Here is an 11,950-nt window from a genome sequence, read left to right on the forward strand (position 1 = left end):
CTATTCCTCCCTGACTCGCAGGCGCATAAACATTTTCTCCGCAGCCGGATCCGCGGGTTCAACGGAAACAAGATGGTAATTCGTATAATGAGCCACGCGGGTCACCGATGTGTATCCTTCTCCCCAATACCATTCTTGAAGATCCGGCGATATTTCGACGGTAACCGCAGCCCCGGAAATGTCGGCGGCACGACGGTAGATAAATTCCGGCTGCCCATCCGTGAGACGCATTTCGGGAAGATAGGACGAAATCGGCGTGTCCGGGGATATCCCCAGAACGAAGCGGAGGATGTTGGGAACGCTGTCCGGACCACGGGCGGCCCAGGCGCCGATGGTCGTGGGGTCCGCCCAGTCCGCCGGATTAAAATGTTCGCTTCTCCAGGATTCCCATCCGCTCCGCATCCATTCCGGTCCGACGTCGCCAGGAGTTAACGGAGGCGTCCTCACCGGCAATTCCGAAATCTCCACCGCCCCGATGTCGGTGTCCCCGCTCCTCAGACGTCCGAGGATGTCGTGTTCCACCCAGGAGAAATCTCCTTCAGCTCCCCCTATCGCCGGGCTCCCCGGGCCGGGCAGGAAGAGTCCGGCAAATCCTTCTTCAAACATCGGATTCGCCTGAGTGACGCCCGGCGTCTGCGGAATGCCCACCGACGCCCCAAACACGAGATTGGCGGTCCAGGTCACACTGACCGGTTGGTCGCGCATTTCAATGATCGGGCCGACGGTGGCGGTAAATATATTGTTGGCCATTACGAGATTCTCCGGAGGCAGCGTCAGGTCGGAGCGTTCCGCGCCGAGGCCGATAATGACCGGTCGTTCGCAGTCAACGAAGGTGTTGAAGGCCACCACCGCGTCCTTAACCTGAAAATATTCGTGCAACTCGGAATCCGGTTTCCCATTCATGATACCAAGCGGCGGAGAAAAGCCCCGACCGGTCAACCCATGGAAGTAATTGTTGATCACCACCTGCCCCTCATTGATGATCCGCACGCCGCCAGTACCCGGCTTGAAACCTCCGAAGAAATAATTTCCTTCGACCAAGTTCCGATGGCCATGCCGAAGGGTCAGGGCTCCCGCGCTGCGGATGAAGGTATTGTGACGAAAGATGTTTTCGCACGATTTATTGCTGACGATTTCCCCTTCGCCATCACATTCGAAGAAGAGATTGTGCTCGACCACTGTCCGTGAATTTTGCAGCGACGTACCACTGTCGCCGATACGAATCATTTCTCCCCCATTCATTCCGAGCGGGGGTCTCGGACCGAAGAAATTATGATCGATCCGATGGTAATTCGGTTCGCCATCGAGCCAAACCGTGATCGCCTGGCCCACGTGGTCCATTCCGTCGAATCGACAATGATCGACCCGATTCCGCCGCCCGAACAACGAGACCCATTTGTAATTGTTGGTCCGATCGGGGGAGTTGTAACGAACAAACCCGGTATTGGTCAGCCGGGAATCCCGGGCGTGCCCCATCGCGGAAGTTCGAAACTCGACCACGGATCCGCTCGTCAGCCACCCGTCGGTGAAGAGCAAGCCATCGACGACCAAATGACTTCCCCCGATCCGCAACCGCGACTGACCGCAGAGGATTACTTGGCCCGGAGTTTCCGCCCGCAGTGTGATCGGCCGCTCCTCGCTTCCATGGCCTTCAAAGGTGATGGTGACGTTTCGCCATTCCCCGTTCGCCATGATTAAGGTGTCGCCGGGTTGGGCGTGGTCTCTCATCACCGCGACGATCTCCGATGGCGAAGAAACGTGGAATTCGTCCCCGATGTAGGGGGGTGGAATCGGACGATTCGGCACCGCGCCGGAGAAAACGGTGAAGTCGTCGAACAACACCAAAGGGGTATTGTTGGTCGCCTTCGCCAACTCGATTCCAGTGATTCCTCCTTTGCGCTCATGGTCCCGCGCTAATCCGGCCGCCGCAAGTTCTCCGTTCAGCCACAGGTCGAAGGTCCCGGGTGGCAACATTCCTTCCCGTCCGTCATACGACACCGGATCTTCACTGTTGTTGATAACAGCATCAACCCGCAGGACGTCATCGTAGGCGTAAGGGATTCCGGCGAATTGCCCCCGGCCGAGCAAGAAGCGTTGAGCCCGGTTTTCCGTGGCACGGGGTCCGACGTAAAGGAATAGACTGATCCAATCGCGCTGACCCTCCAGATCCGGTTCGATCATCAGAAACGAGAGTGTGATCACCTCGGCGGCCTCACCGCCCGGAAGGCCTCCCATCGACCGGAGCGCCAATGGTCCCGCGGTGGTTTCTCCCCGGAACTCGAGGTATTGGTTGGCTCCGGCTTTCGAGAAGGGATCTCCGTAGCCCCACACCAAAGCCGAGATCCCTTCCCCACCGCCGGATATTTCGGTCCACGGAAGTCCGGGAACCGTTCCCGGCGTGTGGCTTTCGAATGTATCCACAAAGAGGACGTCCCCGGCCTTTACCGGAATGCTGACCACTAAGCTTGCCAGCAGGAATCCCAGGCCGACAACGACACCCCGGACGCGGCCGCAACCGCGGGAAGCAATGGATTTTCGAATGCTCACGGGGTCTTCACGATGTCGAGGCGAATGAACCGGCGCACTTCTCCGTCGAGTGGAGTCAGGTCGCGCACCGTCACGGAGAGATTCCCATCGTCGGTGGGATCTTCATCAAGGACTTCGGTATAAGTTTCCCCGGTCCCGTCGCCATTGTAATTCCAAGTGACCAGGTCTTCTGAAACTTGTATCCGAAATTTAAGGTCGATGGCAGCGGGATTCCGCTGGTAGGTCATCGTAAGAAACGACTCTTCTCCGGCCACGGTCACCGACGGGGTCGGCAAACCTTCAACCGACGCTTCGCGCGGATTCCGGCCAAGCGCGTATTCCAACAAATTGACCACTCCGTCGCCGTCAGGATCGGCAAAATCCCCGCTGATCTCCGGATTGTCCAGTTCGCCCGCGAAATGTAGCTCCCGCCAGGCCTGATACCCTTCAGCTTCGTCGGCTTCCCCGGTCACATAAGGGACGTTGCGGACGATGAAGTTGTCGAAATAGACCAACGGCGTATTCGCCGTGCCGTTTTGCAATTGGAAGCTTCGGATGGCGCCGAGGTTACTGTTGTTGGTGGTCAACCCCGCCACCACCAATTCCCCGTCGATCCAGATATCCGCTGTACCCGATGGAACCGTCTGGGATCCGTCCCGGTAGGTCACCGGGGAGCTTGACGCGTTGGCGATGATGTCGACCTGCATCGTTCGGTCGTATCCATAATTATAGCCTCCGATAGCCCCGCGGCCGAAAATGATGCGATGGGTCATATTGCCCGCGACGACGGTGCCGTTGTAAAGGAATAGGCTGAGCAAGTCCTTGTGTCCGTCGACATCCGGTTCATGAAGGCGGAAGCTGAACGTCGCGACTTCCGGCGCGATCGCCGGGGAGAACACTTCGGCCGCGCGCAATGCCATCGCATCGACCGTTCCGTCGCCTTTGTATTCAATGATCTGATTCGAAATATCTTCACCGAACAGTTCACCGACATCCCGTCTCACCCGCACGGTTCCGCGGCCGGCTCCGTCGACCACGTGCGTCCAGGGACGTCCGGGAGCGGCATTCTCAGCGTGGAATACGAAATCGTCATGAAACAGGATCGGAGATCCGCTCGGCTCTCGCACATACGGTTCGTCCCTAACTTCGAAGGCGTCGAACCAGGCATAGATCCGGTCGTTGGTGCTCGCGTTCAATTCGAAACTGACGATCGGGCCGCGCAAGTTATTATCCCGCTGAAACCCCGCCGATGCCAGCACGCCGTCCAGCCAAATGTCGACTCGTCCCGGTTGCAGGGTTTGCGTCCCGTCGCGGTAGGTGATCGGGTCTTGTCCGTTGTTGACCACGATGTCTGCTCGCACCACCGAGCCAGCCAGGTAACTCGCATTGGCGATATTGCCACGGCCAATAAGGATGCGCTGAGCCCGGGTGTTGGTGTCCCTCTCATCAGCGTAAAGATAAAGGCTGACCCAGTCCCCGAAGCCGGTGGCCCCGGATTCCACAAAGTCGAAGGAGAAGGTCATCACTTCCGACGCGGTCGCTTCGTCGAATACTTCGAGTGCCTGCAGAGCCATCGATCCGGCGTTGCCGTCTTTTCGAAATTCCAAAATGGAATTTGCGGTTCCCCGACCAAAACGGTTTCCGGTATCCGCGATCACCTGTAAGGTCCCGATCCCTTCGCCATACCAGGCAGCCGTCCACAACGGCATACCGGGAGCGTCCCCGGGATAATATTGGTCGAAATGGTCCTGGAAGATCAACGAGGGATCGTCATTCGCGTGCACGGCGCTCGGCACGTGGACCGAGAATGCCGCGATCAAGGATAGGAGAGGGAGTCTGTTTTTCATGGCTTTCGTTAACTGGGTGATGGTTGTGGTTAAGGTGAAATGGGTGTTCACGGCGACACGTGATCGGACTTGAACCAGGAGGGACCGACCTCGCCGGGATCGACGAGCGGATAGACCGGCGACGGAGGCGATGCGGTGGAAGCGCCGCTAACCGCGAGGCCTGCGCCGCCGTCGATTCCCGGCTCGACGCCGACTACCCGGTTTTCCGTCCACTTCAGACCGACCGGGGGGGCACGCACTTCGAACAGCGGCCCCTCGCCGCCATGGAAGACGTTTCCGGAAAAATGAATATTCTGGGGCGGCACGCTCAACGCCGGTCGCTCCGACCCCAATCCGAGAACGACCGGCCTCCGGCACTCGACGAAAACGTTGTTCTTGATGAGGGAGTCGCGCGCGGGGAAGTATTCATGGATTTCCCCTTCGACCTGCCCGCTCATGATGCCGAGCGGGGGCGTCCAACCCGCCCCGGCCAAACGTTCGAAATAGTTCGCCTCGACCCGATGTCCCGCGTTGATGATTCGGACTCCACCAGTCCCGGCCCCGCCGTTCCCGAGAAACGCGTTCCCATAGACGACGCAACGATCGCCATGGCGAAGCGTCAGGGCGCCGCGCGAGTCCACGATGGTGTTGTGACGGTAAACGTTCTCGTTCGATTTATTGGAAAGGATTTCTCCGTGGCCGCTGCAGTTCTCAAAATAATTATACTCCACCAGCGTCCGGGAATCATGCATCGAGCTGAACGAGTGACCGATCATGATGATCGCACCGCCCGACCTCCGGGAATCGGGATCACGATGGATGCGGGGACCGAAATGATTCCGGTCGATCCGGTGGTAGTTCGGCTCGTCCGACACCATCAGCGTAATCATGCGCCCGGCGTGGTCCTGACCGGAAAATCGGTTGTGATCGATCCGGTTTTCCCGTCCGAAGAGGTTGATCCAATGGTAACTGGTGAATGGATCCGCGGGGTTGTAATCGGTGATTGCCGAATTCGTCAAGCGGCAGTTCGTCGCTTCTCCGAACGCCGACGTCCTAAACTGGATCACCGCCCCGGCCTTCAAATTTCCGTCGCGGAAATGCAGTCCGTCAACCACCAAGTGACTCCCGCCGATCGACAGACGGGACCCGCCGGTGAGCAAAACCTTCCCCGGTTCCTCCGCCCTCAAGGTAATCGGCCGCCCCGGCTCCCCTTTTCCTTCGAAAACCAGCTCGGCGTCCTTCCATTCGCCGTTCGCCATCACCAGCACGTCCCCCGGCCGGGCATCGTTGCGCATGACCCGACGAATCTCCGCCGGGGTCTCCACCTGGAAGATGCGCCCTTCTTCTCCAAACCGAATCTCCGCCCCGGCGGTCTTCCACTTCTCCTCCCAGGGAGCAAGTTCCGAGAGTTCGATGGGAGCGCCGGGATCTTTGGCCGCCACGGACACCGTGGCGGCGAGAACGAGAAGTACGGCCGGAAGCCAACCGCATTGAAATTGCGAATACATAAGAAATAGAGAGGGCCGCCCGGCTCCGAAGAACCGAGACCGCAAAGAGAGATGTTTAACGAACGGAAACGTCCCCGCCCCAAAACGCCCCGGAGGTCCGAGCGGTGTATTCTGGGACGTTCGAATAAGACACCCGTTCCACATGACCGTCGAAGAAGAGGAAATTCGCCGCCTCGTTGTGGGGAATCAACCCGTGCGCCGTATGGTAATGCCCGCCGTGTCCCCGCCAGTTCGCCCCTTCGTAAATCAGCACCGTCGCGGATGGGATATCGAGCCCCTCCAATGGCATCGGGTTCCGTTCCGCATATGCTGTTCCCTGATTATAAAACACAAAGTTCGGCAGGTAGTTCATCGCATACGAAAACAACTGGGGCGAACTCGCCCCGGGGGTCAACATCGTCTGGATATCCCCGTTCCGAACGGTCGGGCAGTGAAAGATGTTTGTGACCTGGCTATCGATCCGCTCGTAATTCTCACCGACACGCAACGTGCTGCGGTCATAACCGACGTATTCCCAGATCGTCCGTTGCCAGTATCCGAGGAGTACCCCGTTGCTGTCCTCGTTGCGCGCCGACGGAATGACGCCATTCTCGGAAGCGTAAAGCAGGAGACCGGCGCCGACCTGCCTCAGGTTTGATGTGCACGAAGCCGCCCGGGCACTCTCCCGGACCGCTCCGACCACCGGAATCAGGATTGCGGCCAGGATCCCAATGATGGCGATGACGGTGAGCAGTTCAATGAGGGTAAAGGCGCGGACTTTCAGGGAGATAGATGATTCTTGAACAGTAGACATAATTAGTACCTTTCAATGTTATAAGTTGCAGCGCTTCTTATGGTTTTTATTAAGCCTTCTTTTTCGCGCCATTCCAATCCAAATCCAACCGCCCCGATCTCAAAACTGTGTATCTTTTTTGCGGGAATCCTTTTCGTCGGCCCGGTCAACCGATCGTCGCCAGATCGTCGACCCGCACGGGAAATCGCTGGGGTCGGCCCGCGCAATAAAGTTCCACCTCGTCGGCGACCATCGTTCCCATCCTCAACCGGTTTTGCACCACCGCTCCGGCCACGTGCGGAGTCAAAAGAACGTTGGGCAACCTCCGAAAAGGATGATTCAAGGGACACGGTTCCACCTGGGTCACATCGATGCAGGCGATGAATCTGCCTTTTTCGAGTTCCTGAATAAACTCCACGTCATTGATGAGATCGGCCCGGGCGGTATTGACAAACATTCCTCCGTCACGCAACAGCGCGAAATGCGATCCGCGCAACATTCCGCGGGTCTCCTCCGTGCTGGGCGCATTCAAGGAGACCACCAGACACCGGGAGAAAAGTTCCTCCAACGTATCGACTTTCTCAACACCCAACTCCTCCGCCCGGGCTGTCGGCAAATAGGGATCGTAAACCAAAACGTCACAGGTGAAATTCTTGAGCAATCCGATCAACAAACGTCCGACATGGCCGACGCCGATGATTCCGATTTTCTGTGCGTAAATTTCGGATACGCCGCCGAAACAAGCCGGCACCTGGTCCCGCCAATAGCCATTGCGGGTCTGCTGCGCCAACCAATGGACCCGCTTCGTGCCGGTCAAAATCTGCCCCAGACAAAACTCCGCCACCCCATAGGCGATCGCCGCGGCGGCGCTCGTCACCTGAACGCCCCGCGTCCAGATCGCGTCGCTGACGATCGGCTTCACCGTGCCGGCCCCATGGCAAAGGAGTTTCAACGCGGGAGCCAGAGACATCACCTCTTCCTCGACCCGGCAACTTCCCCAGGAGGTGACCAGAATCTCCGCGTCCGCGATGCTTTCCCGCAGAAACTCCGGCGTCACCCGCTCCGGAAGCTCCCGGTTGATGATGTCGCACGTCTCCATGATCCGGCGGACATCCCGGTCGGCGAACACCGTTGGGAACAACTCTTTTCTCACTGCCATCAGTAACTTCTTTTTCATCGGTGGAAAAAATTTGGGGGTTGTGGATTGCTTCGAATAAAATACCTTGCGATGGTCCGTCTCAACTGGAATCGTTCCGGTGCCAGAAACAAACTGTGTATCTTTTTGTCCTCCCATGAGACCTTTCCTGAACCAACAATTGACCCAGTCTCTTCTTGTCGAAGTCGCCAGCGGTTATTACGCGGATGATGGTAAATTCCTCTCCAACCGGAAGATCTGCAACCTGTGGAAAGTCTCGGAAACCACCGCCAAGGTCAGTCTCGCGAAACTGGTCTCCGAAGGCATTCTTCATGTGCGACCGAGAAGCGGATACCGCGTCACCGCCGGCGCGCAGAAACGGGCGCTCCTGCTCCTTCACAAAGGCTCCGCCCCGCACCTCCCCCCGCCCGCTACGTGGGATTCGATCCGTTACAAACTCCGCAATCCCGGACAGCCGGGCCGCCGCCGAATCGCGCTCGTCATCGACGGGGCGGAGACCCCCCGGAGCCAACCCCTCTTCCAGGTTCCGCCGTTGGTCTCGTCCGCCTTGGTCTGCACCCGCGCCTTCTTCGAAACCGCCGTCCAACACGACTCCGAAGTGATCTATTATCTCAACAACGGCCAAGCCCAGATCCAGCGCGAAATCACCGCCTCCCTCCTGCAACAGCGCCCCGACGGCGTGGCCATTTTCCGCCGGACCTATGTCGCCGACCACTCCCCGATGACCATCCCTCTCATCGCGGCCAACATCCCGGTCGTCTCGGTTTTCGACAACTGCAAAGAAACCAAGGCCATCTCCATCAACATCAACAACGTCGGAACCGGCTACGATGCGGCCCGGTTGCTCCTCGCGAAAGGACACCGCCGGTTGGCCTTCCTCGGGCGCTCGATTGAAAGCGACATCATCCGTGAACGTCTCCAAGGATTCGAAATGGCCATGGATGAATCCGGTTTGACCGGTTTGGATCTGAAAGTCCTCCCGTTGTCCGCGCTCAAAACCCTGACCCGCCGCGAACTCGCCGACGTGAAGAAGGCGCTCACGGGGCCCGACCGCGTGACGGCGTTGTTTTCTCCCTACGTCGGCAACATGGTGGCACTCCAACCGATCCTGACCGCCCTCCGCCTCCGCGTCCCCGCCGACCTATCGGTCATCGCCTGCGGTTGCCCCTCTCTCCTTCCGGCCAAGACGTTCCCCTACGATCTGATGGACCTCGATTTCACCTCCATCGGCCGCCGCGCCTTCCAACGCCTCTGGACGATCATCGAAGGCAACCCCGTCAGCCGCGGCGAACTCATCGACCCCCCCCACCTCAAACGCGGCACCGTGAAAAAGATTCGGCAACGAGTCTGACATCCGGAACTCTTTCCCCCGATCCCAGCTATGATGAAACATCTTTTAACCTTCGTCGTTTTAATCGCCTCCACAAGTTTCGCCACCTCCCAACAACGCTTTCCTATCGCTGAGAATCTGCCTCCCAAGGAACTCAGAGCCAGCTTTTCGGCTGGGGCGGGCTTGGGAGTGGATAACGACAGTGTCTTTGACAACCGAATCGGGCAGTCATTCTCGCCAACGCAGACTGGGCGTCTTGCAGAGGTGTCGTGGATCGTAGAAGTCTTGGAGGAGTCCGAGTTCGCTCCATTAAAGGTCGCCCTTCACTCTATGAAGAATGGGCTTCCCGGCCGCATGATTGCTGCTTCGTTCATCGATCAATCAAGTTTGACTGATGGCGGGAAAGGCTCCCCCCGACCACAACCTCAAGAGTTCACAGCTACCGCGACATTCGCGGATCCGCCGCTGTTACTTGGCTGGAGAACTTACTGCTTTATTTTATCAAGCGAAAAGCCCAACGCAAATTACCGTATTTCAGGGACTTGGGAGAACAACGGAGGCTATGACTTCGGCACTGCATATGCCTTTACAAAGCAAAATGAGTTCACTGTTGTGCCGAACCTCGATTACTATTTTCGCGCCGTTGCCATCACCGTAAATCCATTACCTTACCTAGTGGGGATAGCTGTTTTTCTGCTGGTTGTCGGGTTCTGTATTGGTTATCGCGTCAGTCGATACCGGAAGGATTTTAATGGTTTCGGTTAGTTCCCCTTGGGGGATTGTTCCCGCGACCACCGTCGGACGGTTTGCCGGTTGTGCGGGGCCTGTTGAGCGGGCGTGGATTACTTCCATAGCTAGACCCCGTCCGAAAAGGGTTTGCAGCGACCGGACCGGCCCGGAAACACACCCCACCGCTCTAGCGAGCGGTCCGCCCCTCTCAAGAGGGGATCTTTTTGTAAGCAATTCCCCTCTTGAGAGGGGGGGACCATGCGCGAGCATGGCCGTCGTCGCGCTGGCGCGCTTTGCCGCGCCGCGGATGGGGTGTGTCACCGCTGTTTCAGCCAAGCAGAACGCCCGAAACCCTTTTCGGATACCCTCTAGCTATAGTGCGAGCGGGACAATTACCAGATTGGGTGGTCAAAGATCATTCGAAAACTCCCGTTTGAGAAATTCCACCGTCTCCGGGTGGCGGAGTTTGCAGACGATGTTTTGGTTGGCGAAGACGCCGAGGAAGGTTTTGGCCTGTTCGCGGGGGAAGGTTTTCTTCCAGTCGACGGCTACGACCCAGTCAGCGAGATCGGTATCATCCGCATCGTGAAGAATGCGCGGCTCCTTCAGGGGAAGGTCGGCCAACTTCTTCCCCGTCGCCGGGTCCACAAAGTCTTTGGCCATCACCGCGGCGCGGGTGACTTCGCCGAAGCCGACGTAGCCGAGGCCTTTCATGTAGGCGAAGACCTGATCGCCTGGCTCCAGCTTCTGGATCGACCGGGCGTATTTTGGGCCGTAGCCAGCGGCGAGGAAACCGTATTGCCGGCAGTCGTCCCAGTTGCGGTGATCCGACTCGCCCACGTTCACGAAGTAGAAGCCGGTCCACGGCGCCTGCTTCCGCGACACCGCCTTTTCCTGAACCTCCTCGGGGTCTCGCAGCCAGGCGCGGCCGAGGAATTCCTGGCCGTCGGTTTCGAAGAAGGTGAAGAATATGGCGTTGATCGGGACGTCGTGTTCCTCGGCGAGATAACCGACGATCCGCTCCGACGATTCATCGAGCGCCGAGGCCAGGATGATTAACTGGTGGCTCTGGTTGACCTGATCGGGCAAGCTGCCACCGAATTGCTCGGCGTAGGCCTCGCCCAAGGATTTGGCGCAATATTTCCGGGAGAGGTCGTCGAGATCTTCGAAGGTCAGCTTTCGGACGAAGGAGCCATAACCGAGAATCTGCGCGATCACCTCCCGGGGAGTCTTGTCCCTTTTCAGTTCGAGGACGACCAGGTTGCCATCCTGATCGAGCGCGAGCAGATCGATGAAGCCTTTGCTGTGCGTCATCACCTGCTGGCCGACGATCAGCAGATCCATCCCGAGCAAACTTGGATCACGCCGCACCCACTCTTCGAGCCGGGATTCTTTGTCGAGCTTCGACTTGGGCACTTCCTTCAGACCGCCGTCGGCGACCTGCCAGAGTTTCATGCTGAATGACATCGTTTCTTACTCCTTACCCAGCCATAAAATCCCGAAGACGATTGCCCCGAGCACCAGGCCGGCTTTGATCTGATCCGCCTTAATCTGCTCGGTCACTTGCTGAAACAGGCTCTTCATCGCCTCCGGATCCGTGCCGTCGACGGCTTGACGGTCCTTGATCCAATCGGGGAGCTCCTCTACCGGCACGCCGATCCGGACCGGAACGAAACTCTTTTTCAGGACCAATGCCGCCCCAATCTCGTGCATAACGGCGCTCGATGCGCAGGAGTTGGGAATTGCCAAAAACAGGACCCATTTGGATTGTTCCAGCTTCTCAAGGATCGTCTTTTTCCAGTCGTCGCTCGGTTTTAGGGAAAGCTCCGCCAGAAAGGAGGACAATCCGACAAGCTGAGCGCTGGAATGGATGGCACGGGCGAGGGCACTGTCTTTGGCGGAATAACTGATGAAAACGTCGGGCATTCGGTCGAATAATTGGGTTCTCGATCATTTCTACTGGCGTCCCCACCTGCTTCAACTACAAATGCTTCCCCGCCCTTCTAACCTCCCTCCATAAACCAGGCGATCGCCTTCTTCCCAAAGGATTGACCTTGCTTGCTGCCGGGGCAAGAACAGTTGGCATGCCTTCGCCGACTTCCA

The 11,950-nt window shown here is 58.1% G+C and carries 9 protein-coding genes; 2 read left to right on the top strand and 7 right to left on the bottom strand.

Features of this window, described 5'->3' with window-relative positions:
* The 5 genes from ACWUI2_RS02020 to ACWUI2_RS02040 form a co-directional block, all read right to left on the bottom strand.
* On the bottom strand, positions 1-2,547 hold the full coding sequence (locus ACWUI2_RS02020) for a polysaccharide lyase 6 family protein (RefSeq protein ID WP_486981192.1): 2,547 nt from the start codon (positions 2,545-2,547) through the stop codon (positions 1-3).
* Complete coding sequence (locus ACWUI2_RS02025) at positions 2,544-4,373, bottom strand: hypothetical protein (protein ID WP_486981193.1); 1,830 nt, start codon at positions 4,371-4,373, stop codon at positions 2,544-2,546. The genes ACWUI2_RS02020 and ACWUI2_RS02025 overlap by 4 nt, the downstream gene beginning before the upstream one ends.
* A gap of 47 nt (positions 4,374-4,420) precedes the next feature.
* Entirely contained in the window at positions 4,421-5,860 is a 1,440-nt protein-coding gene (locus tag ACWUI2_RS02030; protein WP_486981194.1) for a polysaccharide lyase 6 family protein, read from the bottom strand.
* Between the two features lie 55 nt (positions 5,861-5,915).
* Positions 5,916-6,653 (bottom strand): DUF1559 family PulG-like putative transporter, encoded by a 738-nt coding sequence (locus ACWUI2_RS02035; RefSeq protein WP_486981195.1) that lies wholly within the window; start codon positions 6,651-6,653, stop codon positions 5,916-5,918.
* A 145-nt stretch (positions 6,654-6,798) separates the two neighbouring features.
* Complete coding sequence (locus ACWUI2_RS02040; protein ID WP_486981196.1) at positions 6,799-7,809, bottom strand: hydroxyacid dehydrogenase; 1,011 nt, start codon at positions 7,807-7,809, stop codon at positions 6,799-6,801.
* A gap of 115 nt (positions 7,810-7,924) precedes the next feature.
* Here ACWUI2_RS02040 and ACWUI2_RS02045 point away from each other — a divergent pair, with 115 nt between their 5' ends.
* The gene (locus ACWUI2_RS02045) at positions 7,925-9,139 is read left to right on the top strand and encodes a substrate-binding domain-containing protein (protein ID WP_486981197.1); all 1,215 of its coding nucleotides are present in this window, start codon (positions 7,925-7,927) and stop codon (positions 9,137-9,139) included.
* A 30-nt stretch (positions 9,140-9,169) separates the two neighbouring features.
* Complete coding sequence (locus ACWUI2_RS02050; protein ID WP_486981198.1) at positions 9,170-9,883, top strand: hypothetical protein; 714 nt, start codon at positions 9,170-9,172, stop codon at positions 9,881-9,883.
* A 372-nt stretch (positions 9,884-10,255) separates the two neighbouring features.
* Here the strand turns inward: ACWUI2_RS02050 and ACWUI2_RS02055 are convergent, their stop codons facing one another.
* Together ACWUI2_RS02055 and ACWUI2_RS02060 are read right to left on the bottom strand one after the other, a co-directional pair.
* The gene (locus ACWUI2_RS02055) at positions 10,256-11,314 is read right to left on the bottom strand and encodes an endonuclease NucS domain-containing protein (protein ID WP_486981199.1); all 1,059 of its coding nucleotides are present in this window, start codon (positions 11,312-11,314) and stop codon (positions 10,256-10,258) included.
* A 6-nt stretch (positions 11,315-11,320) separates the two neighbouring features.
* A complete protein-coding gene (locus tag ACWUI2_RS02060; protein ID WP_486981200.1) occupies positions 11,321-11,773 on the bottom strand; it encodes a toll/interleukin-1 receptor domain-containing protein in 453 nt (150 codons plus the stop codon).
* Positions 11,774-11,950: the final 177 nt, after the last annotated feature.

The sequence above is a fragment of the Verruconatronum alginivorum genome (assembly GCF_056590205.1).

Coding starts and splice junctions, on each gene's coding strand:
- ACWUI2_RS02055 (WP_486981199.1), bottom strand. CDS start 11,314: ATGTCATTCAGCATGAAACTCTGGCAGGTCGCCGACGGCGGTCTGAAG.
- ACWUI2_RS02040 (WP_486981196.1), bottom strand. CDS start 7,809: ATGAAAAAGAAGTTACTGATGGCAGTGAGAAAAGAGTTGTTCCCAACG.
- ACWUI2_RS02045 (WP_486981197.1), top strand. CDS start 7,925: ATGAGACCTTTCCTGAACCAACAATTGACCCAGTCTCTTCTTGTCGAA.
- ACWUI2_RS02035 (WP_486981195.1), bottom strand. CDS start 6,653: ATGTCTACTGTTCAAGAATCATCTATCTCCCTGAAAGTCCGCGCCTTT.
- ACWUI2_RS02025 (WP_486981193.1), bottom strand. CDS start 4,373: ATGAAAAACAGACTCCCTCTCCTATCCTTGATCGCGGCATTCTCGGTC.
- ACWUI2_RS02060 (WP_486981200.1), bottom strand. CDS start 11,773: ATGCCCGACGTTTTCATCAGTTATTCCGCCAAAGACAGTGCCCTCGCC.
- ACWUI2_RS02030 (WP_486981194.1), bottom strand. CDS start 5,860: ATGTATTCGCAATTTCAATGCGGTTGGCTTCCGGCCGTACTTCTCGTT.
- ACWUI2_RS02050 (WP_486981198.1), top strand. CDS start 9,170: ATGATGAAACATCTTTTAACCTTCGTCGTTTTAATCGCCTCCACAAGT.